Source organism: Candidatus Rhodoblastus alkanivorans (assembly GCF_022760755.1).
In the GTDB taxonomy this organism is placed as follows: domain Bacteria; phylum Pseudomonadota; class Alphaproteobacteria; order Rhizobiales; family Beijerinckiaceae; genus Rhodoblastus; species Rhodoblastus alkanivorans.
Genome location: NZ_JAIVFP010000001.1, coordinates 3372767 through 3394349 on the forward strand (window position 1 = coordinate 3372767; position 21583 = coordinate 3394349).

The 21583-nt window shown below is 64.0% G+C and carries 21 protein-coding genes and 1 tRNA gene; 10 read left to right on the plus strand and 12 right to left on the minus strand.

Annotated features, from left to right (window positions below; all coding sequences use genetic code 11):
- The 5 genes from K2U94_RS15660 to lgt all read right to left on the minus strand — a co-directional run bounded on the left by K2U94_RS15660 (position 1) and on the right by lgt (position 4991).
- Positions 1 to 1569 carry a galactosyltransferase-related protein gene (locus K2U94_RS15660; protein ID WP_425332529.1) on the minus strand — a complete coding sequence of 523 codons (1569 nt, stop codon included), beginning with the start codon at positions 1567 to 1569 and terminating at the stop codon, positions 1 to 3.
- 74 nt (positions 1570 to 1643) lie between these two features.
- Positions 1644 to 2066 carry a hypothetical protein gene (locus K2U94_RS15665; RefSeq protein WP_243068097.1) on the minus strand — a complete coding sequence of 141 codons (423 nt, stop codon included), beginning with the start codon at positions 2064 to 2066 and terminating at the stop codon, positions 1644 to 1646.
- Between the two features lie 197 nt (positions 2067 to 2263).
- Positions 2264 to 3046 carry a peptidoglycan editing factor PgeF gene (gene pgeF / locus K2U94_RS15670; RefSeq protein ID WP_243068098.1) on the minus strand — a complete coding sequence of 261 codons (783 nt, stop codon included), beginning with the start codon at positions 3044 to 3046 and terminating at the stop codon, positions 2264 to 2266.
- A complete protein-coding gene (locus tag K2U94_RS15675) occupies positions 3046 to 4149 on the minus strand; it encodes a class I SAM-dependent methyltransferase (protein ID WP_243068099.1) in 1104 nt (367 codons plus the stop codon). Before K2U94_RS15675 ends, pgeF begins: the two co-directional genes overlap by 1 nt.
- The gene (gene lgt / locus K2U94_RS15680) at positions 4146 to 4991 is read right to left on the minus strand and encodes a prolipoprotein diacylglyceryl transferase (protein ID WP_243068100.1); all 846 of its coding nucleotides are present in this window, start codon (positions 4989 to 4991) and stop codon (positions 4146 to 4148) included. The genes K2U94_RS15675 and lgt overlap by 4 nt, the downstream gene beginning before the upstream one ends.
- Positions 4992 to 5140: 149 nt before the next feature.
- On the opposite strand from lgt, the gene K2U94_RS15685 reads away from it, so the two are divergent.
- The 4 genes from K2U94_RS15685 to K2U94_RS15700 all read left to right on the plus strand — a co-directional run bounded on the left by K2U94_RS15685 (position 5141) and on the right by K2U94_RS15700 (position 7725).
- Positions 5141 to 5407, plus strand: coding sequence for an accessory factor UbiK family protein (locus K2U94_RS15685; RefSeq protein WP_243068101.1), 267 nt, complete (start codon positions 5141 to 5143; stop codon positions 5405 to 5407).
- 264 nt (positions 5408 to 5671) lie between these two features.
- Positions 5672 to 6175, plus strand: a complete 504-nt coding sequence (locus K2U94_RS15690; protein WP_243068102.1) for a type III secretion system chaperone family protein — start codon at positions 5672 to 5674, stop codon at positions 6173 to 6175.
- Positions 6175 to 6981 carry a pyrroline-5-carboxylate reductase gene (gene proC / locus K2U94_RS15695; protein ID WP_243068103.1) on the plus strand — a complete coding sequence of 269 codons (807 nt, stop codon included), beginning with the start codon at positions 6175 to 6177 and terminating at the stop codon, positions 6979 to 6981. Before K2U94_RS15690 ends, proC begins: the two co-directional genes overlap by 1 nt.
- Before the next feature lie 57 nt (positions 6982 to 7038).
- Positions 7039 to 7725: a TetR/AcrR family transcriptional regulator gene (locus K2U94_RS15700; protein ID WP_243068104.1), complete on the plus strand. Its 687-nt coding sequence runs from the start codon at positions 7039 to 7041 to the stop codon at positions 7723 to 7725.
- A 4-nt stretch (positions 7726 to 7729) separates the two neighbouring features.
- Here K2U94_RS15700 and K2U94_RS15705 read toward each other — a convergent pair whose 3' ends face one another.
- From K2U94_RS15705 to K2U94_RS15715, 3 genes are read right to left on the minus strand one after another with little or no spacing between them, the layout of a single operon-like run.
- Positions 7730 to 8857, minus strand: a complete 1128-nt coding sequence (locus K2U94_RS15705; RefSeq protein WP_243068105.1) for an ABC transporter permease — start codon at positions 8855 to 8857, stop codon at positions 7730 to 7732.
- A complete protein-coding gene (gene rbbA / locus K2U94_RS15710; protein WP_243068106.1) occupies positions 8857 to 11649 on the minus strand; it encodes a ribosome-associated ATPase/putative transporter RbbA in 2793 nt (930 codons plus the stop codon). The genes K2U94_RS15705 and rbbA overlap by 1 nt, the downstream gene beginning before the upstream one ends.
- On the minus strand, positions 11646 to 12773 hold the full coding sequence (locus K2U94_RS15715; protein ID WP_252393680.1) for an HlyD family secretion protein: 1128 nt from the start codon (positions 12771 to 12773) through the stop codon (positions 11646 to 11648). Before K2U94_RS15715 ends, rbbA begins: the two co-directional genes overlap by 4 nt.
- A gap of 116 nt (positions 12774 to 12889) precedes the next feature.
- Here K2U94_RS15715 and K2U94_RS15720 point away from each other — a divergent pair, with 116 nt between their 5' ends.
- Positions 12890 to 13819 (plus strand): glutaminase, encoded by a 930-nt coding sequence (locus K2U94_RS15720; protein WP_243068107.1) that lies wholly within the window; start codon positions 12890 to 12892, stop codon positions 13817 to 13819.
- 4 nt (positions 13820 to 13823) lie between these two features.
- On the opposite strand, the gene K2U94_RS15725 is transcribed toward K2U94_RS15720, so the two are convergent.
- Complete coding sequence (locus tag K2U94_RS15725) at positions 13824 to 14567, minus strand: TetR/AcrR family transcriptional regulator (protein WP_243068108.1); 744 nt, start codon at positions 14565 to 14567, stop codon at positions 13824 to 13826.
- A gap of 112 nt (positions 14568 to 14679) precedes the next feature.
- Between K2U94_RS15725 and K2U94_RS15730 the strand changes: the two genes are divergently transcribed.
- From K2U94_RS15730 to hpnJ, 3 genes are all read left to right on the plus strand, one after another.
- Positions 14680 to 15252, plus strand: a complete 573-nt coding sequence (locus tag K2U94_RS15730; RefSeq protein ID WP_243068109.1) for a hydrolase — start codon at positions 14680 to 14682, stop codon at positions 15250 to 15252.
- The gene (locus K2U94_RS15735; protein ID WP_243068110.1) at positions 15249 to 16367 is read left to right on the plus strand and encodes an AbrB family transcriptional regulator; all 1119 of its coding nucleotides are present in this window, start codon (positions 15249 to 15251) and stop codon (positions 16365 to 16367) included. The genes K2U94_RS15730 and K2U94_RS15735 overlap by 4 nt, the downstream gene beginning before the upstream one ends.
- 119 nt (positions 16368 to 16486) lie before the next feature.
- A complete protein-coding gene (gene hpnJ / locus K2U94_RS15740) occupies positions 16487 to 17917 on the plus strand; it encodes a hopanoid biosynthesis associated radical SAM protein HpnJ (RefSeq protein ID WP_243068111.1) in 1431 nt (476 codons plus the stop codon).
- Positions 17918 to 17939: 22 nt separating this feature from the next.
- Here the strand turns inward: hpnJ and K2U94_RS15745 are convergent, their stop codons facing one another.
- On the minus strand, positions 17940 to 18851 hold the full coding sequence (locus K2U94_RS15745; protein WP_336606183.1) for a type ISP restriction/modification enzyme: 912 nt from the start codon (positions 18849 to 18851) through the stop codon (positions 17940 to 17942).
- Between the two features lie 392 nt (positions 18852 to 19243).
- Between K2U94_RS15745 and K2U94_RS15750 the strand changes: the two genes are divergently transcribed.
- Positions 19244 to 19453 carry a hypothetical protein gene (locus tag K2U94_RS15750; protein ID WP_243068113.1) on the plus strand — a complete coding sequence of 70 codons (210 nt, stop codon included), beginning with the start codon at positions 19244 to 19246 and terminating at the stop codon, positions 19451 to 19453.
- Between the two features lie 67 nt (positions 19454 to 19520).
- Here the strand turns inward: K2U94_RS15750 and K2U94_RS15755 are convergent, their stop codons facing one another.
- Complete coding sequence (locus K2U94_RS15755) at positions 19521 to 20030, minus strand: HIRAN domain-containing protein (protein WP_243068114.1); 510 nt, start codon at positions 20028 to 20030, stop codon at positions 19521 to 19523.
- Positions 20031 to 20466: 436 nt separating this feature from the next.
- Between K2U94_RS15755 and K2U94_RS15760 the strand changes: the two genes are divergently transcribed.
- Complete coding sequence (locus K2U94_RS15760) at positions 20467 to 20823, plus strand: hypothetical protein (protein WP_243068115.1); 357 nt, start codon at positions 20467 to 20469, stop codon at positions 20821 to 20823.
- Positions 20824 to 21320: 497 nt separating this feature from the next.
- Here K2U94_RS15760 and K2U94_RS15765 read toward each other — a convergent pair.
- Positions 21321 to 21394, minus strand: a tRNA-Cys gene (locus K2U94_RS15765).
- Between the last annotated feature and the right edge of the window lie 189 nt (positions 21395 to 21583).

A 21583-nucleotide genomic window follows, 5' to 3' on the forward strand; every position in this document is an offset into this window, starting at 1 on the left:
TCAGGCTTCCGTCGATTGGGCCGGCGTTTCGGGCTCGTGTTCGGGAAACTCGCGCGCGCCCGTCATGAGTTCGGGATGAGACTGGAACAGGTCGGCGTAGCGCGCCGAGAACAGATGACGGTTGGCGAGCTGGGCGCCGCGATATTGCTCGCCCTTGGCCTTGGAGCCCTGCCCTTCGAGATGGACCAGGCGCAGGTCCGGATCGACCGCGACCGGGCCGTTTTCCTGGGCCCAGCGAAGCGAAAGATCGGCGTCCTCGTAATGGCCGTAGATATAGCGGGTCGAGAAGCCGCCGATCCTGTCGAACATGCGGCGATCGAAGGCCATCACGGCGCCGGAAATCGCCGGAACGATGAGCGGACGCTTCCATTGCCCGGCGACGAAGGGAACGCCCTTGTCGAAATGTTCGACGCGCGCGAGCTTGACGGAGACCGGCTGCGCATCGCCGATGGACCCCAGCCCGCGACCCCGGATGAAGACGTCCTGCTCGATGAACATGCCCGAATGCATCAGATTCTGTTCGTCATAAAACAGCAGGCCGCCCCAAAGCACATCGCCCAGACCATCGCGGTCCAGAGCGCGCCGCAACGGCGCGATTTGCGACTTCATCGGATAGATGTCGGGATTGACGATATAGATCGAATTGCCGCGCGCGAGCGAAACGCCGACGTTGTTGGCCGCGCCGAAACCGACATTGTCCGCCATCACGACCACAGTGATCATGACGTCATAAAGCTCGGAAATCGTGCGGCCGATGCGCAAGGCGGAATTGCCGTCCTCCGGCGAGTTGCAGACATAGATCCATTCGCCGAAATCGACGCCGGCGCGGTTGAACAGAAGCGGCTGGAGCAGCATCGGCTCGACCGAACCGAACAGGACGGTGAGAAAGGACCGGGAGACCGGACGCGGCCGGAACGTCTCGACATGTGGCGACTGCGAATTGGCCTGGGCGTGGGCGGTAAACAGCGACGTCATGGTCTCGCCGGCCGATCCGGCGAGAAACTGGTGGACGCCAGCCTCCAGGCCGCGATGCGACTGGGCGTTTTTCAGGCGGATCAGGAGCGTGTCGAGGACGCGCCGGTCGGACCAGGCGTCGGGCGTCGCCGTGCCCTTGAACTGCGCCGCGCGCGAGCGCGCCTGAAGCATGACCGGTTGTTTGAGCAGGTTTTTCGACGGCGTGCGCCCGAAAATGATGAAGCCGTAATCATAGGCGCCGTCGCGATAGCCACTTTCGACGTCCTTGCGCGCATGCCGGAAGATAGCGTCCGGCGTGATCTCGACATCGAACTCCGCCCCGACCAGGCGCCATTGCGGAGGAGCGACGCCCTCGTCGCCAAGCCAGCCGAAAATGGTGAAATAGCCCGATTCCGACACGGCGAAATGTTCGACGGAGCCTACGAGGGTCATGGGTTCCCGGCTCAGTTTGGGGGTGCGGTTCTCATCGACGCCATGGTTCAGGTAATGATCGTAGGCATTGCGGTGCCGCCCGGCCACAATGCCCTCCGCGACGTCCGGATTGGCTTCGAGATAGGCCTCTTCGCTGAATTTGGGAAAGGTCACCTTGAACATCGGGGGAAATCACCGGCTGGCGTTGCGAAGGAGGCCCCACATCCCAAAGCATGACGCGTCTCCACGGAAACGCGTCATGCTTTGGGACGCGGAAGAGCGCCATTCAGATAGCCTATCGTGACAAAGTGGTCGAAGCATTTCTCCGGCGTGGCGTCGTTGGCGCGCCCGGCGCCCATATAGGTCGCGGCGTACCAGTGCGGATCGATGTCGGGGTCGGCGGGAATACGGCCTTCGCGATAGCCATTGGTTGCGAAATGCTCTTGCGCGCCGGCTAGAAGGCCCTGGATGAGCGCGTTCGCGACATCGGGATAGGTGGAGAGATACCAGTCCTCGTCAACTTCTAGAGGAACGGGCGCTCGCCCTTCGTAATATCCGACGGCGAGATAATGCGAAAAAGCGTCGGGAAAGGCGGATGAGGGAAAGGCGCGGATGAGATCGGGATTTGAATGCAGATACCAATCCTCGTCGAAGTCCCATGACGACAGATAGGAACGCATGAAAAAATCCGCGGCCCGATTGCTTTCCCGCAATTGGGCGATGTTTTTCAAAGTTTCGCTGAGCGCTTCGAAATGCGGTGCAACTTTCATTTCACGACCCCGGGACGTAGGCGGCAAAGGCTCGGAAAAATCGTAGCGCCTTGTATAGCGGGGCGACGAATCCCCGCAAGCCGCCGCCGAAGAAAGCCTTGGCGTCCTCACGCCGGCAAGGCGATCGCCGCGACCAGCCGGCCGTAGTCCGGCTCCTTGCGGTGGGTCGTGCGGCGGTAGGAATAGAAGCGCGTCTCGTCGGCATAAGTGTCGAGGCCAAGATTTTCGAACCGCCCGACGCCGGCCCGCCGGGCGCGCATATCGATAAAGCCCGGCAGGTCGAACAGGAAATGGCCAGGCTTGCTGGACGGCGCGAAAAACCTTGCGAAGCTCGGGTCCTCGGCCTCGAACCGGGCGATAAACTCCGAGCCGACCTCATAGTTTTTCGGCCCGATGGTCGGCCCCAGCGCCGCAGCTATATTGGCCCGGCGCGCGCCGAGCGCCTCCATCGCCGAAACCAAGGCCTCGACCATGCCGGTCAGCGCCCCCTTCCAGCCAGCATGAGCGGCGCCGATGACGCCGGCGGAAAAGTCGACGAAGAGCAGCACGCCGCAATCCGCCCCGGTGACGCCCAGCGCCAGGCCCGGCGTGGCTGTGACCAGACCGTCGCAGCGCGGCCTTTCGCCCTCGGCCCAGGGCGCCGCGACCGCTTGCGCCTCTGCCGAATGAATTTGATAGGGAACGAGAAAACGCGCCGGCGCCACGCCGAGCGCCCGCGCCATCCGGGCCCGGTTCTCCGCCACGGCGGCGGGATCGTCCCTCGAGCCGACGCCGCCGTTTAGCGTCGCATAGACGCCCTGCGACACGCCGCCCTGGCGGGTGAAAAAAGCGTGGGGCGCGCCATCGAGCGCCGGCGCGCGTATGGCGGCGCACGAAATCTCTTCGCTCATCAGGCCGCGCCCGCCGGCGCGAAGCCCGGCGCCTCCTTCAGGCCGCGGCGGGTCGCCGCGAGAACCTTGAACAAGGCGCCCATCTGGCCTTCGCCGTCGCCGCTCAGCCGCGCCACGGCCGAATCGACCGCCGCCGCCTGTTCCGCCGTCGCATTGCGCTTGAGCGCTTCGGCGCGCTGGTAAATCCCCAACTCGGTCAGGAAGGCGCCCTGTTCGACCGGGCCGTGGACGAGGGCGTTGGCCGAAGCGGCGGCGCGGGCGAGCGCCGAGAAATCGACATGGGTGGTCAGGTCGGCGAGGCCCGGCTCGGTCAAAGGATCGACGAATTGATGCGCTTTCACCGCCTGCAGGGTCTCGCCGAAAGCGGTGCGTTCATAGCCGTAATCGATGATCAGCGCGGCCCCGCCTTCCGAGACGATGCGCGCCGCGATCCGGGTCATGAGCCTCTGCGCGGCGGCGCCAACCTCGAGAACGGCGCCGACCGGCGCCTCCGCCTTGATATAGGGCTCGACCTCGAGGCTGAGGCCGAAAGCGAGCTCGCCGTCGGGGTCGAGCCCGACCAGCCGCTCGCGCCAGCCCTCGGCGGTCTTGAGATAGTGGCGGACCGGCAGGGCGTCGAAAAATTCATTGGCGATGAAGATCGCCGGACCGGGCGGAACCTCGTCGAGGCTCTTGCGCCAGGACGCCGCCTTGCCGCTTGCCGCGAGCGCCGCGCTCTGCTGCGCGGCGAGCAGGTCGCTGGCCTCGATGAGTTCGACTTCGACCGCCGCGAAGAATTCCGGCGCGGCGCGGGCGGCGCGCAAGGCGTCAGCCATCAGCGCGCCGCGGCCCGGCCCCAGCTCGACCAGGCGGACGTGGCGCGGCGCGCCGATCTGGCTCCAGATTTCCGCCGCCCACAGGCCGATCAGCTCCCCGAACATCTGGGAGATTTCCGGCGCCGTGATGAAATCGCCGTCGGCGCCGAACGGATTGCGGGTGGTGTAATAGCCCTTGATCGGATGGGTAAGGGCGAGCGCCATATAACGTTCGAGCGAGATCGGCCCTTCGTCGGCGATGATCTCGCGTATATCTTCCTTGAGCGTCCGCTCCTGCGCCTGCGTCATCGCCCCTCCGCCGCCAGATCGCGCGCCGCGGGCCGGGCGCGGCGCAAGGAATAGAAAACCATAAGCGCTCCCAGCAGAACGAGCGGCACGGAAAGAATCATGCCCATGGTCGCGCCGCCGAACAGGAAGCCCAGTTGCGGGTCCGGCTCGCGGAAGAATTCGCAGAAAATCCGCGCCAGACCATAAAGGCCGATGAACAGGCCCGAGGTCAAGCCTGGCCGCCGGAAGGCGCCGGCGCGCACCGCCAGAGCCAGGATGATCCCAAGCGCGATTCCTTCGAGCCCGGCCTCGTAAAGCTGGCTCGGATGACGCGGCAAAGGTCCGGCGCCGGGAAAGATCATGGCCCAGGGAACATCGGTCGGCCGGCCCCATAATTCCGGCTTGATGAAATTGGCGATGCGCACCAGGAAGAGACCGATGGGCGCCACCGCGCAGCACAGGTCGCCGACGCTCAGGAAGGAAATTTTTTCCCGGCGCGAGAAGAGATAGGCGCCGAGCGCGGCGCCGGTCAGGCCGCCGTGGAAGGACATGCCGCCGTTCCAGACCTGGGGAATCTCCAGCGGATGCTGGAGGAAATAGGGAAGATTGTAGAACAGGACATAGCCGGTGCGGCCGCCGAGCACGGCGCCGAAGGCGACATAGACGAGCAGGTCGTCGAGCCGCTCGGCCCGGGGCCGCCTGACGTCGCCCCATAAGGCGTCGCTGCGCGCCAGCCGCGCCGCGATCAGCCAGCCCGCGATGAGCGAGACGATATAGCCCATGGCGTACCAGCGGATTGGAAACGGCCCGAGATGGACCATCACCGGATCGATGACCGGATAGGGCAGCAGAAAAAGCGGCATGTCGTCGAAAACCTTTTTGGCAGGAACAAGCGCGCGGGGCCGTTAGAACCTGAATAGGGCGCCTGTATTAAGGCCGTTCAACAAAATTCTTGCGCTCCCGCCGCTCTGCGCCCATGTCTGTTGAAAACGCCACATTCTGGAGCCTTCCCATGAGCGCCTCGCCCAACCGCTTCTTCGACGACATGTCGCGCCTGTTCAGCGACGCCGCCGGCGCCGCACGCAGCCTCGGCCGCGAGGCGGAAATGGCGGTCAAGACCCAGGTCGAACGCCTGCTCGCGAATATGGATGTGGTGACGCGCGAGGAATTCGAGGCGACGCGCGACATGGCGGTCGCCGCGCGCAACGCCAATGACGCGCTAGAGCGCCGCATCGTCGAACTCGAAGCGAAAATCGCCGAGCTCGAAAAGAAGGCCTGAACAAATCCGATTAGCTGTGGACGCCGCCCGCGCGCGGATGGACGATTCCGCGCGAATCCAGCAGCTTGCGCAGGGAAGGCGGACAGGATTCCTTCGCCGGGCAAATCTGATTATATTGGATAAGTCCGGTGATTCGGCTGAGAACTCAGGCGGATCGAGGGGGTCCGGGCCATCGCCGAGTAAAAGCCGCGTTCCTTTATCTTTGCCGCGCAGCCCGCATCTGTGGTGGGCTGCTCGCGCGCTGCTCGACCCTGGGACCGATTCATGCTGCTGTCTGGAATTGAAACGAATGAGAGGGTCGAGCATCCGGTCGATGTGGTCGAGCGGATCGCCATTCTCAGAGATTGGGCCTTCGACCGCGACGATCCCGACGAAATTTCGATCGGCGTGTCCGGAACCTGGGCGGATTACACCATAGCGTTCACCTGGCTGCCGCAACACCAGGCGCTGCATCTCGCCTGCGCCTTCGATCTCAAGGTTCCCGATCGTCGCCGCGCCGAGGCCTCCCAGCTCGTCGCCCGCATCAACGAGCAATTGTGGGTCGGCCATTTCGACGTCTGGTCCAAGGACAATGTCGTCATGTTCCGCCACGCCTTGCTGCTCGCCGGCGGGGCGGAGCCCAACGACGCCCAATGCGAAGCGGCTCTGGCGGGCGCGATCGACGCCTGCGAGCGTTATTTCCAGGCCTTCCAATTCGTCGTCTGGGCCGGCAAGTCGGCGGCCGAGGCGCTGGAAGGCGCATTGATCGACACCCGCGGCGAAGCGTGATGGACGCGGCCCCCGCCCTCGTTCTGGTCGGCGCGGGCAAGATGGGCGGCGCCTTGCTCGGCGGCTGGCTCGCCGCCGGGGTCGAGCCCGGGACGATCGGCGTCGTCGAGCCCGAACCTTCCGACGCCCTGAAAAATCTCGCGGCGGAAAAAGGGTTTGCGCTCAACCCCGCGCCGGCGCCGGCGCGCACGATGGTTCTCGCGATCAAGCCGCAGATGCTCGATGCCGCCGCGCCCGGTCTCGCGCCATTCCTCGACGCTGACAGCCTGCTGATTTCGATTCTCGCCGGCAAGACGGTCGCCAATCTCGCGTCGCGCCTGCCGGCGCGCGCGATCGTCCGGGCCATGCCCAATACACCGGCCGCGATCGGGCGCGGGATCACCGGCGCTTTCGCCATCGCCCAAGTGACGCCGGCGCAGCGCGAGACCGCGCAAGAGCTTTTGTCCGGCGTCGGAGCGGTCGAATGGGTCAGCTCGGAACAGGCGATCGACGTGGTGACCGCGATTTCCGGCTCCGGCCCGGCCTATGTCTTTCTGCTTGTCGAGGCGCTGGCGAAAGGCGGCGAAGCGCTCGGCCTGCCCCCGGACCTCGCCATGCGTCTGGCGCGGGCGACCGTCGAGGGCTCCGGCGAATTGCTGCATCTTTCGCCCGAAATTTCCGCAGAGATTTTGCGCAAGAACGTCACCTCGCCCGGGGGCACGACCCAGGCAGCGCTCGACGTGCTGATGGCTGACGACGGTCTCGCGGCGCTGATGGCCCGGGCGACGGCGGCGGCGGCGAAGCGCGCGGAGGAATTGGCCGGCTGACCTTGCCGCCGCGCCGGTTTTATCCCATTTTCAAGGGGGAAAGACCGGAGCTCGGCGATGAACAAGGCGATCAAGGACGACAAGGGACCGCAGCCGAAGAGCGATCCGCGCGAAAAAATCATTGACGCGCTGATGGCGCTTGCGGGCGAAAAGCCTTGGGAGGAGATTTCGCTCGCCGATGTCGCCGACCGCGCCGGCCTCACCTTGGCCCAGTTCCGCGATTGCTTCCCCTCCAAAGGCGCCGTTCTCGCCGGCTTTTCCCGGCGCATCGACAAGATCGTGCTGGAAGGTGGCGAAAGCGCGGGCGAAACAGACCGGGACCGCCCCAGGGACCGTCTGTTCGACGTGCTGATGCGGCGCTTCGACGCCATGGAGCCCTACCGGGACGCGCTGAAAAACATCAATGACTGGGCGATGCGCGATCCGCTCGCCCTTCCCGCCTTGAACCAGCTCGCGCTCAATTCGCTGCGCTTCATGCTGGAGGCGGCGGGACTTTCCAGCGAAGACGCGCTCGGCGCCCTGAAATTGCAGGGCCTCGCGCTGGCCTGGACCCGCGTCTTTCATATCTGGCTCGACGACGACAGCACCGACCACGCCAAAACCATGGCCGCGCTCGACCGCGAACTGTCGCGGGGCGAGATTTTGGTTGAGCGCGCCGAAGGCGCCCGCCGCCGGCTGGAGCCCCTTGCCAGGCCTTTCATCGGCCTGGCAGAGCGAATGCTCGGCGCCGGCAGGTCGCGATGATCGGCTAATTGTTCGACTGCGACGACACGGCGCGGAAACGCCACAGGCCGAGGGCGAGGAAAACGCCGCCGATCGCCGCCATCGCCACGAATCGCGGCCAGACGATATCGAAGCCGGCGCCGCGGTAAAGGACCGCCTGGGCGATGGCGACGAAATGGGTCGTCGGCGAAGCCTGCATGATGGCGCGCAAAAAGGGCGGCATGGATTCCAGCGGCGTATTCGCGCCCGAAAGCAGGTTCAGCGGCACGGCGACGAGGAGGTAGAGCAGGCCAAGCTGCGGCATGGTCCGCGCGATGGTCGCCAGGAAAATCCCGACCGAGGTCGCGAAGAACAGATAGAGCGCCACGCCGCACATGAAGAGCGGGATCGAGCCCTCGATCGGAATGGCGAGCAGCCTTTTCACCACGAAGATCAGGGAAAGCAAGACGGCGCCGGCGATGATCAGGCTGTTGGCCCAGATCTTGGCCATGGCGATTTCGAAAGGCGTCACCGGCATCACCAACAGGTGCTCGACCGTGCCGTGCTCGCGTTCGCGCACCACCGCCGCGCCGGCGAGGATGATCGACAGCATGGTGACGGAGCCGATGATGCCCATGACGCTGGAAAACCATGCGGTGACGAGATTGGGATTGAACGCGATGCGCACGACCTGGCCGATCGGAACGGGCGACGGGTGGTCCTGCCGGGTGAGGAATCTGGCGATTTCGTTGGATAGAATCTGCTGCGTGTAGCCCGCGCCGATCCCCGCCTGCATCATGGCGGTCGCGTCCACATTGAGCTGAAGGGTCGGCTGGCGGCCCGCGAGCGCGTCGCGCTCGAAATTGGGCGGAATGTCGAGGATGAACGTATAGGCCCCGGTGTTCATCAGGCGGTCGATGTCGCCCTGGCCGACGGGAACGGCGGGCAGGAAATAAGGCGGCAGAAAGGCCCGGGCCAGACGCGCCGACAATTCCGAATGATCCTCGTCGACATAAGCGATCGAAGCGTTATGCAGCTCCTGCGCATTGCTCTGCGCCTGGGCGATGATCGCGAGCGAAAAGGAATAGATCACCAGTCCGAGCAGCACCCAGTCGCGGAAGAAACTGCGCAGCTCCTTGGTCCCCAGCCAGAAGATGTTGCTCAAGGTCTGCATCATTTCTCCTGTTTGCGCAGGAGCAGCCAGCTGACCAGGATCAGCGCCGGCGGGAACAGCGACAGGATCACGAGATGGCGCGCCAGGTCAACGAAGCCGAGACCCTTGGTGAAGGCGCCGACCGAGATCGGCAGAAAATAGGTCATGGGGAACAAAGCGCCCAGCACGCGACCGAAGCCGGTGATCGAGGACGCCGGGATGGACATGCCGGCGAACATGCTCGCGGGCAGGATGGTGAGGATGACCGTGCCGAACAAAGCCGCGATCTGGGTTGTGGTGAAGGCGGAGACCACCATGCCATAGGCCGTCGTTCCCATGACATAAACGAGCGCGCCGAGCGCGAGAATGCCGAAGCCGCCTTTGAGCGGCACATTGAAAATGAAGATCGCCATCAGGAACATGACGAGGAAATTGACGAAGGCCAGCGCGATATAAGGCAATTGCTTGCCGAGGAGGAATTCGAGCCGCGTCACCGGGGTCACATAGAGATTGGTGATCGAGCCCAGCTCCTTTTCGCGCACGATCGCGAGCGCCATCAGAATCGCCGGGATCAAGGCGAGCTGGAGCGCGATGGCGCCGGGAACCATCGCATAGATCGAATCGAAATCCTGATTGTAACGGAAGCGAGTCTCTATATTGGCGGGCGCGGTCTTGCCTCCCGGGGCCATCCCGCGAATGGCGGGATCGGCGAGGAATTGCTGGTGAACGCCCGCGAGATAGCCATGGATCGTCTCCGCGCGGAAGGGCATGGCGCCGTCGATCCACACCGAAACCTCGGTCGGCCGGCCACGCTCGATGTCGCGGCCGAAACCAGGGGGAATTTCTATGGTGGCGCTGACCGCGCCGCCTTTCAAGCGGTTGCGCAGGTCGGCGGCGTCGCGGATCGGCTTCTGTTCGAGAAAATAGGCGGAGCCGCGGATTTCGCTCGAATAGGCGCGACTCAGGAAGGAATTGTCACGGTCGAGCACGGCATAGGTCAGCGAATCGACGTCGGTGGTGATGCCGAAACCGAGCACCAGCAGCAGCACGGCAGGGCCGAGCAGCGCGTAGCCGAGGCGGATCGAATCGCGCGACAGCTCCAGTATCTCGCGGATCGTATAGGCCATCATCCGGCGCCAGCTGAAGGAGGGATTTCGCGGCGGCGTCGCGGGCGCTGCGAGGCGCGGCGGCTCGGCCGCGGCCTCCTCGTCGCCGCGCGCCCCGGCCTGCTCCAGATATGAGATGAAGGCGTCTTCCAGATTGTCCGCGCCTTTCGCGGCGGCGAGGTCCGACGGCGCGCCGGTGGCGAGAATGCGTCCGGAATCCATGAGCGAAATCCGGTCGCAACGCGCCGCCTCGTTCATGAAATGGGTCGAAATGAAAATGGTGACGCCGCTTTCACGTGAAAGCTCGATCAACAGCCGCCAGAATTCGTCGCGCGCCACCGGATCGACGCCCGAGGTCGGCTCGTCGAGGATCAGCAGTTCCGGCTTGTGGACCAAAGCCACGGCGAGCGCGAGGCGCTGGCGGACTCCGAGCGGCAGGTCGGCGGCAAGCGCGCCCCGGTAATCGTCGAGGCCGAAGCGCTCGGTCAATGTGGCGATCTGGGCCCGCGCCGCCGCGCGCGGGAGGTGGAACAGCCGGGCGTGGAGGTCGAGATTCTGCTCGACCGTCAGCTCTGTATAGAGCGAAAAGCCCTGCGACATATAGCCGACACGGCGGCGCGATTCCATGCCGCCCGCCTCCATGGTCTGGCCGAACAGGCGCGCCGTCCCTTCGCTCGCCGGCAGCAGGCCGGTGAGCATTTTCATGGTCGTGGTCTTGCCGCAGCCGTTGGAGCCGAGGAAGCCGAAAATCTCGCCCCGCCCGATGTCGAGATCGACATGATCGACGGCGATGAAATCGCCGAAGCGGCGGGTCAGGCCCCGGGCGGAGATCACCGGCCCGTCGCTGTCCGCGCGGCGCGGCGGAATGTCGAGCTTTTTCGCCCGCGCCCGTTCGGCCTCGGGCAGCAGCGCGACAAAGGCCTCCTCGATGCTGGCGGCAGCTCCTTTTCCGCTGGCGGCAGCTCCTTTTCCGCTGGCGGAAGCTCCTTTTCCGCTGGCGGCGCCTGCCTGCGCCTTGACCTCGGCGGGGGCGCCGGCGGCGAGGATTTTGCCGGCGTGAAGCACGATCAGGAAATCGAAACGCTCGGCCTCCTCCATATAGGCGGTCGCCACCAGCACGCTCATCGGCGTCGCGGCGCGTTGTCTCATGCGCTCGACCAATTCCCAGAACTGCCGACGCGACAGGGGATCGACGCCGGTGGTGGGCTCGTCGAGGATCAGGAACTCGGGATCGTGGATCAGGGCGCAGCACAGACCGAGCTTTTGCCTCATGCCGCCCGACAGCTTGTTGGCGGGGCGGTCGGCGAAGGGCGCGAGGCCGACGTCGCGCATGAGCTGGGCGGAGCGCGCGGTTCCTTCCGCCCGACTCTGGCCGAAAAGCCGGGAGAAGAAACGGATGTTTTCCGCGACGGTGAGATCGGGATAGAGATTCCTGCCGAGGCCCTGCGGCATATAGGCGATGCGGTGGCAGGCCTCGTCGCGAAAGCCGGAATCGGCGATGTCGCCGCCCAGAACCTCGACGCCGCCATCCTGCAGGGCCTTGGCGCCGGCGATCAGGCCCAGCAGGGTCGATTTGCCGACGCCGTCCGGCCCGACGAGGCCGACCATGCAGCCGGCGGGAATGTCGAGCGACAGGCCGTCGAGCGCGCGGGTCCGGCCATAGGCATGGCGCAGATGGCGCAGGCGGACGACCGGGTCCGCATTCATTCCTTGTTTCCCTGAACCTGGCGGCCCAGGAGCGAGGCCGGCCAGGGCTGGGCCGGGTCGGTCTTGATATAGGCCATTCCGGGCAGGCCGCTACGCACCGCGTCGGCGTGCGCCCGGGCGAGATCGGGGTCGACCTTTACCCGCACCCTGAACATCAGCTTGTCGCGATCGCTCTTCGTCTCGACCATTTTCGGCGTGAATTGCGCCTGGCTCGCCAGAAAGGAGACTTTGGCCGGAACGGGGCGGTCGGGAAAAGCGTCGAGCACGATGCGCGAATCGGCGCCGATCCTGACCTTGTCCGCCGAAAGCGTCGGCAGATAGACCTCCATATAGACATAGGACGTGTCGAGCATGGTGAAGACCTTGCCGCCGACCGGGAGCACTTCTCCGACATTGGAGAGGCGATATTCGATCCGCCCGTCCTTCGGTGCGATCAGCTTGTTGTCGTCGATATTGACCTGGGTCAATTTGGCGTCGTGCCGCGCCGCCTCCAGCGCGTGCTGCGCCTCGGTAACCCGATGTTCGGCGACGTTCTGGATCGCGCGCGCGGAATCCAGCGCCTGTTTGCGCTGGTCGTAGACTTCCCTGGTGGTCCAGCCATTGGCGAGCAGTTTTTGCGCGCGCTCCATCTCCTGCCCGGCGAGGATGGTCGAACTGCGCGCCTGCTCCAGCGTGGACGACGCCGCCTCCACCGCCTTTTGCGCCTGCTCGACCTGCGCCTGCTGTTTTTGCAGGGTCTGGGCGAGATCGCGGGTGTCCATCACCGCGACGATCTGGCCCGCTGTCACCTTGTCGCCCTCGTCCGCGCGCAATTCGGCGACCCGGCCGGCGAATTTGGTCGCAATATCGATCGGGTCGGCCTCCAGCCGGCCGTTGCCGTAAACGATCCAGGATGGGATCGCCGGCGCGCGATGGGCCTGCCAGATCGCGAAGCCGATTCCGCCGCCGACAACGGCGAGAATCGCCAGCCGCCGCGTCCATATGCTGCGCCGGCTCGGCGGATGATGCTCGATCACCGCATGCAGCGCCTCCGGGGGAAGTTTCGCCGGAAGCTGCGCGGGCGCGACGGGTTCAACCGCCGGAGGCGACGACGCGGCCTGGTTCTTGTCATCGGTTTCGTTCAAGGGGGAAACCTCGCGATTGACGCAAGTTCAAAATTACCCGCGGTCTCTCTTTAGCGCCATGATCTGACGCTATTGCGGCGGCGCGTTTTTCGGTAGCGGCGCGAACGGAGGCGGCAATGCCCGATCTGCATGATGTTGTCGATGAGATCGCCGAGAAGATGGGGCAGCGCGAAGACCGCGGCGCGGTCGCGACCTATATTCCCCAGCTTGCCCGCGTCGACCCGCGCCATTTCGGCATCGCGGTCGCGACCGCCGACGGGACGCTCGCCTGCGCCGGGGACAGTGAAATCCCCTTCTCGATCCAGAGCATTTCCAAGGTCTTCACCCTGACTTTGGCTTTGGGCGTCGTGGGCGATTCGCTGTGGCGGCGTGTCGGCCGCGAACCGTCCGGCAACGCCTTCAACTCCATCGCTCAGCTCGAACTGGAAAAGGGCGTGCCGCGCAATCCCTTCATCAACGCCGGCGCGCTGGCGGTGACCGACGTGATCCTGTCCGGCCATCCGCCGCGCGAGGCGCTCGGCGAGATCCTGCGTTTCATCCGCTTCGCGGCGCAGGACGATTCCATTTTCATCGATGAGGCGGTGGCGCGTTCGGAAAAGGCGACCGGCTTCCGCAACGCGGCGCTCGCCAATTTCATGAAGAGCTTCGCGGTTTTGCAGCACCCGGTGGACCATGTGCTGGGAACCTATTTCCACCATTGCGCCATCGCCATGACCTGCCGCCAGCTCGCGCTGGCCGGGCGCTTCCTCGCCCAATCGGGGCGCAATCCGGACACCGGCTTCAGCCTGGTTTCGCCGGAACGCGCGCGCCGCATCAATGCCTTGATGCTCACCTGCGGCCATTATGACGGCTCGGGCGAATTCGCCTTTCGCGTCGGCCTGCCGGGAAAAAGCGGGGTCGGCGGCGGCATTCTGGCCATAGCGCCGGGACGCGCCTCGATCGCAGTGTGGTCGCCCGGCCTCGACGCCGCCGGCAATTCGCATCTGGGCCGCATGGCTTTGGAGATTCTGGCGCACAAAATGAAATGGTCGATCTTCGGCGATTGAGCCTTCAGCCCGCGGCCACGCGCTCCCTCAGGAACAGGCGCGCCAGAGCGCGGATTTCGCTTAAGACTCCCTCGCCCTCCCCCGCATTGCCCGCCGCCATCTTGAAGATCAACTGCAGAACCCGGGCTTTGGTCTCGACCTCGTCCGCCGGCAGCTTCGGATTGATCGCGGCGACCGCCTCGGCGAGCCGGTCGTGCAGGACCGCGCGCAATTTCCCCCTTTGGGCGCCACCGACGCTGCGCGCCTCGATCAGGACCAGCGCCGCCGCGCGTTGCGCGCCCCAGGCGAGGGCGTGTTCGACCAGGGCGTCGGCAAAAGCGTCAAGCGGCATATTCCGCGCAGCGCGCTCCAGCCCCGCCAGCGCCCCGTCGAGCCGCTCGGCATAGCGCTTGAGCAAAGCGTCGGCCAGTGTTTCCTTGGTCGGGAAAAAACGATAGAGCGAGCCGATCGCGGTCCCGGACCGCACGGCGACCTCAGTCATGGTCACCGCATCATAGCCCTGCTGTGCGAAGAGAGCGCCGGCGGACTCCAAAATCGCGGCGACCCGCAGGTGACCGCGCCGGCGCTTTGGCTCGGCGCCTTCGGATTTGGGCTCGGCGCCTTCGGATTTGGGCTCGGCGCCTTCGGATTTGGGCTCGGCGCCTTCGGATTTGGGCTCGGCGCCTTCGGATTTGGGCTCGGCACCTTCGGATTTGGGCTCGGCACCCTCCGTTTTCGCTTCCGCCTCTTCGATGAGCTTGTCCGACATCGACCTTGACTTTTACGAGGATATCCTCAAATTCATAAATACGAGGGTATCCTCTCATATTTTCGCCACGCCAGCCAGTTCCGGCGCGGCAAATTCTTGCCAAAGACCCGCGATGATCACGCTCGATCCGAAATCCGCCGCGCTGGTCCTGATCGACCTCCAGAACGGCATTGTCCAGACGCCCACCGCCCCGCATTCCGCGCCGGAAGTCGTCATCCGCGCCAGATCGCTCGCCACGCGTTTCCGGCAGAATGGCGCGCCGCTCTTTCCCGTTCGCGTCGCCTTTGCGCCGGATTTCGCCGATGCGCCGCGCCAGAAGGTCGATGCGCCGATGCAGCTTCCCGCCGGCGGTCTGCCGCCCGGCTGGAGCGATCTGGTCGAAGGCGTCGCGGCGCCGGGCGATATCGTCGTCACCAAGCGCCAATGGGGCGCCTTCCACGGCACGGAGCTTGAGCTCCAACTGCGGCGACGCAGCGTGAAGACACTGGTCCTCGGCGGGATCGCCACCAATTTCGGCGTCCAATCCACCGCCCGCCAGGCCTGGGAGCTTGGGTTCGAAGTGGTGATCGTCGAAGACGCCTGCGCCTCGCGCGCGGCCGAACTGCACGACTTCGCGATCCGCCAAATCCTTCCCCGGGTCTCACGGGTGACGACCAGCGTGGATGTGGTCTTCGCCACGGCATGAGCGCGCGGCGAAATTTCTCGTTCCGCGACAGCGCCGTCCCGACGCAATGGGCGGCGCTGATCGCCCTCACCCTGCTGCTCAGCGGCGTTCTGATCGCCCTGCGCCTGCCTGCCGGCCTGATGCTGGGCGCGATCGTCGCCGCCGCGGCCATTTCCAATTTCGACGGCAAAACCCACGTTTCGTCGCGGGCGTTCATCATGGCGCAGGCGGCGATCGGCGGCATGATCGCGCAGAAAATGACGCCGGCGATCCTGCATGAAATGGCGCGGGACTGGCCGCTCTTCATCGCCGCCGCCTTCTCCGTCGTGGCGGTGAGCGGACTGTTCGGCTGGCTGCTGACCAAATGGCGCCTGTTTCCGGGAACCACCGCGATCTGGGGCGCCCTGCCCGGCGCGGCTTCCGCCATGGTCGTCATGGCCGACGCCTATGGCGCCGACATGCGCCTGGTCGCTTTCATGCAATATTTGCGGGTCCTCCTCGTCGCTTTGGTCGCCAGCCTGATCGCGCGGTTCTGGGCGCCGGGCGCGGGCGCTGGCGCCGGCCCTCTCGCCCATTTCTTCGCGCCGGTCGCCTGGCCCGCCTTTGCCGTGACGCTGGCCGTTCTACTCGGAGCCGCCTTTGTGGCGCAGCGTCTGCGCATCCCCGCCGGCCCGCTGTTGCTGCCGCTCTTCGTCGGCGCCCTGGCGCAGGACTCAGGCCTGTTCGCACTTGAGCTTCCGCCCCGGTTCCTGGCGCTGAATTACGCCATTCTCGGCTGGTGCGTCGGACAGCGCTTTTCGCGCGCAATCCTGCTGCACGCCTTCAAAGCTCTGCCCGCGATCCTCGGCTCGGTCGTGGCGCTGATCGCGCTGTGCGCCGGGCTCTCCGTCATCCTCGCGGCGATCACTCACAAGGACCCGTTGACCGCTTATCTCGCGATGAGCCCGGGCGGGATCGACGCCGTCGCCATTATCGCGGCGTCCGCCAAGCTCGATCTGCCCTTCGTCATGGCCTTGCAGGCGGCGCGGGTGCTCATGGTCATCCTCATCGGCCCCGGCGTCGCGCGCTTCCTCTCCGGCGCCGCGCCCGCGGCGAGCACCATGTTGGCGGGCGATGACGACCCGGCGATTGATTGAACGGCCGCGATGTTGTTTAAGTCGCCCTTCACTGGCGCCACGGAATGGCCGCGATCGGCGGGCTTGGTGGCGCGACGGAATTTCGACCATTAACATAAGCTTGGGCGGAGCAGCCTTTCATGCGCACTCTCTTTTTGCAAGCGCCTTCCTTCGACGGTTTCGACGGCGGCGCCGGCTCACGCTATCAGGCGCGCCGCGAGATCGCCTCGTTCTGGTACCCGACCTGGCTGGCGCAACCCGCCGCTCTGGTCGAGAACTCCAAGCTGATCGACGCCCCGCCGCACAAGACCAAGCTCGCCGAAGTGGTCGCGCAGGCCAAGGATTTCGACCTCGTCGTGGTGCACACTTCCGTGCCGTCCTTCGCCTCGGATGTGAAATGCATCGAGGCGCTGAAAGCGGCCAACCCCAGCCTCAAGGCCGGTCTGATCGGCGCCAAGGTCGCGGTGGACGCCGATGGCAGCCTGAAAAACGCGCCGGTGGTCGATTTCGTCGCCCGCAACGAATTCGACTTCACCATCAAGGACGTCGCCGATGGCAAGGACTGGAAGGATATTCTGGGCCTGAGCTACCGCGACGCCAACGGCAATATCCAGCACAATGAAGAGCGGCCGATCCTCGAAAATATGGATTCGCTCCCCTTCGTCTCGCCGATCTACAAGCGCGACCTGAAGATCGAGAATTATTTCATCGGCTATCTCAAGCACCCCTATATTTCGATCTATACGGGGCGCGGCTGCAAATCGCGCTGCACCTTCTGCCTGTGGCCGCAGACCGTCGGCGGCCACCGTTACCGCACCCGGAGCGTCGGCCACGTGATCGAAGAGATCAAATGGTGCAAGGAGAACTTCCCGCAGGTGCAGGAATATTTCTTCGACGACGACACTTTTACCGACGACCTGCCGCGCGCCGAAGCGATCGCCAAGGAACTGGGCAAGCTCGGCGTGACCTGGTCGTGCAACGCCAAGGCCAATGTGCCGCGCGCCTCGCTGAAGGTGATGCGCGACAACGGCTTGCGCCTGCTGCTCGTCGGCTATGAATCCGGCAACCAGCAGATTTTGCACAATATCAAGAAGGGCATGCGGGTCGAGGTCGCCAAGCAATTCGCCAAGGACTGCCGCGAACTCGGCATTGCCGTCCACGGCACCTTCATCATGGGCCTGCCCGGCGAAACCCGCGAGACGATCAAGGAGACGATCGAATTCGCCAAGGAGGTCAACCCGCACACCTTGCAGGTGTCGCTGGCCGCGCCCTATCCCGGCACTTTCCTCTATAATGAGGCTTTGGAGAACGGCTGGCTCGATAGCGCCAACGCCGAACTGGTGGACGAGAACGGCGTCCAGATCGCGCCGCTGCATTATCCCGACCTAAGCCACAAGGAAATCTTCGACGCGGTCGAGACGTTCTATCGCCAGTTCTATTTCCGCCCGCGCAAAATCGGGGCGATCGTCAACGAGATGGTGCGCGACCGCGCCATGATGAAACGCCGCCTGCGCGAAGGCGTGGAATTCTTCCAGTTCCTGCGGGAGCGGAAGCAAGGCGCGCAGTGCTGAGGCGCCGCGAGCCACGGCATTGTCAGGGCGTAGGCCAGCTGTAACAGTTATCGCGACAAGCCTCGTAATTTTCGTCGAGCCGATCGCTCAGAAGGATCAGCGTGGTCAGGCGCCGTATCATGGCCGTCACCTCGCGAGCCTCATCCTTAACAATCGGTCGGCCGAGAATGGCTTCCTCACGATAGGAGAGCCATTTCTTAATCACTAGATAGCCGCCGATCACATAGTCCCATGCGGCCTCGGGCACACACGCCCAGAAGGTCGTCTCGTTCAGAAAGACATCGATCGCGCGGCCGAGCAGCGCGAAACCCCGCGCCTCGTCAATACCTTGAGCCGCAAATCCGTTGCGCAGAGCCTCCTTTTCGGGGCCGGTCCAATCCCGCGTCTCAGTCTTGCCGAGGCCCGGATTGACGCGCCCCTTGGAGTCGCGGCTGCCCCAGCCGGCCCTCACGCTCAGATCGGTGCTGGAAATGCCACCCAGCACACGCAGGTGCTCCGCGACGGTGCCGCTGGTGACGCCCGGCACATCGGCCTCCGTGTCGAGCAGCGCCGCCACTTGCGCACCGAGCGCCACCGAATTGTCGAGCAGCGCCCGTTGGTCGGGCAGCGGGATGCGCGGCCAGTCGGTCGTAACTCCGTGACAATTTTGATCGACGTACATAGGCGAATAGGAAATTGAAAGACAGTGCATCCAAATTATTTTTGCGTTATCTTCTGCATTATTCCCAGCATCTCCAATACTCGAGAGATATACTACCGCCTTCTCTGAGACGTTATCGTGGACGCGCAAAGCAAATAGGCTCACATCGTTGACTACATAGTGGGATGTAAATATCGACGCATTTGGCGGCATAGCGTGGTAGTCGCACAAACAACGAGAAAATAATATCTGAGGTCCTTCTTTTTCCTTGGCTGCTTTAAAACGTGAAACAATGGACCATTTCGAATTCTGGAAGCTGCCCCATTATTCCGGGCGTGGCTCGCGCCACAAGGGCCGACATGGAGAGTAATAGGCCCATTGAACATCAAACGGCCTCATAGCGAAGCGAATAATACGGGTGGGGTCATAGCCTTCCGCCGCGAGCATGGTAGTGCGAGCCGCCTTCGCATCGAAGCGTGGAACATCTATTGATAGACCACTCTCCAATGCCTGAACTGAGAGCCAATCATTCGATCCATCAAAGTACACCTGCATCCTGTTCTGTAAAGGTGACTTGTCTATCGAGCTGAGTGCCTTGCCTCTGTCTTCCGAAACACCGGCAAAAGGTGGCGTATTTGCGAGGTCAGGTAGTTTTGGCCATGAGCGGTAACGGCTCGATATATTGAGTGGACGAAACGAATATCTGTTCCAAGGCTTCGGATCCGGTCATCGAAGGCCGGGCGCAAGCATTGGTGACGCTCCGGGCGCCGGAGGGGCTTTCCCTCGCCTACACGCTATCCGGGGAACGCCTGACCATTCCCGACGATCGGTTGGTCCAGGTTGTCGAGAGCGACGCGCCGGGGCTGTTGGGGGCGGGGTTCACGCGCATCGAATGAAAAGCGCGCGAGCCGGGCCGGCCCGATCATCGCCCCGAGCTTGTCCCGTTCAGCGGCGCATGAATTTTCAGTTTTCGTTTTTGGATGCCACGCCTCTTTTTTGTCGCTTCGGTCCCGATACGATTTCAATCGGGAGAAAGAGGTCGAGGCTGAGACGGAATTTCGTGGATCCGGTCGCCTGTCCAAAGCCTTCGCCGCAGATTTCAGCGCGACATTGAACACGGTCATAAACACCTGCGGCGCTCAACGCCGACAGGATTTGGCGATTGTCGGCGCGGGCGATGTATCCGACTTTCATCCCGCCAATACGCACGGCGACCGCATCGGAATCGTGCGGATTCTCGGGATCGGGGCAGAGCAAGCAGTTTGTCCGGAAGATGATCTTCGCGTCACGTTGGCCGCCGGCGACGGCTTCTAATTCGCTTTGATAATGGGCGGCGCTTGGAACGCGATAGGTGAACAGTCCATCGCCGCGGATTTTCGGAACATCGGGTATCGGCGCCGGAAGGGCATTGCGGTAATAGAATGACCAGGGCCTGCTGCGGCTGGAAACCTTTTGATAGCCATATGCGTCCAACGGAATTTCGGACGCGCATTCGTGGGGTCGCCCACCATTTTCTTTTGGCGTCGCGTCTTGGGAATCGATTGATGCGGCAGGTGGATCGGGATTCGCAGCGGCCGGCCCCGGAATAGAAGCCTCCGCGTTGCTTTGGTCCTTCGGCGAGATCGTAACGCCATCGCGCGGTCGAAAAAGCCGTCGAATGAAACTCAGCAAAACAAAACCCCTTCGAACTTCAAATCGGCTTTAGGAACCCGACGCTTGGGCCGGCCAATCTGCGGCGATGGCAAAAGCACGCTTCACATAATTGCGCGATTCGCCGGGATTTGCGTCGGGAATTTTCCCGACCGTGCGCCGCTCTCCCCTGAAAAAGTGGTCGGGAAATTTCCCGGTTGCTTCCCGATCAATTTTTGATGCTGGATCGCCCCGTAACCCAACAAATCCGGGGCTTCCGATGAACGCAATATGCAAAAACTCTCATGAACTCGCCGAACGGCTCGACGCCGCCATGACTGCGATCGACGCTTTGAGGTCGCGCCGAACCCAATTCGGGCCGGATGCATTCGACGCCGAACTTGATCGCCTGTTCGATCGCCGTGACGACGTCATTGACGAGATCGAGGCGCCGCCGGCCGCGACGATCGGCGACCTGATCTTGAAGGCGCGGGCGCTCAAGGCGTTCTATCCCGATTCCGCCGCTCTTGAGCCGGGCCACGAGGCCGCGCAGGATGTGCGGCTTGCTTCGCAGATTGTGGAGGCGCTGGCCGCTATGGGACGGGCCGGCGAAGATCGACGCCCGGCCATCGCCTGATCGCTCCCCTAGCGCTGCAACGGCCGGCGGACCATATCAGCCGCTAGCCGAGGCTTTGCCCCAAGAGCCAAGGCCAACGAAACGCCCACCACGGATGTACTGGCGGGCGTTTCTCATTTGCCCCATTCCCGGCGCGCGATAGCCGCTCCAATCCGGCATGACCGCATAGTCCCGCGCCCCGCAAGCCGAGCAACGGAACCGCCGCGCCCTGGCGATCGCAGGGAACGGCGTCGAGTCGGGAAACCCGATTGCATCGAAGGTGACGGCGCCGGAATGACCGCAGGCGCGGCAGAATGGAGAGACGCCCGTCACGCCTTGCGCCTTCAAATGGGCGATCGAGGGCGGCGTGATTTGGTCGGGATTCGGCATTGTCCAAAACCGGAGGCGCGAGCCTAATCGGCATTTTTGCGGAGGGCATCCCGGCGACCCTGCAATCATGACGAAACGCTGACTGGAATTTGGCGACGAAATCTTTTGTATCTAAGTTATTGATTTAATGGAGGCCTCGGAGGGAATCGAACCCCCGTACAAGGATTTGCAGTCCTCTGCGTAGCCACTCCGCCACGAGGCCGTAAGTCGGACGTTTTCGTCCGGCTCGGTTCGACGGCTATAGCAGCAGGAAGGCGCCGGGGGCAAGAGTCTCGCCAACTTTCTGCGGCGCCAGCGCACAGATAGTTAAAATCCTCCAAATTCGAAACATTCTTCGGCCGCCGCGCGACCGTCCCGAACAAAAAGGCCGCCCCGAAGGGCGGCCTTGTGC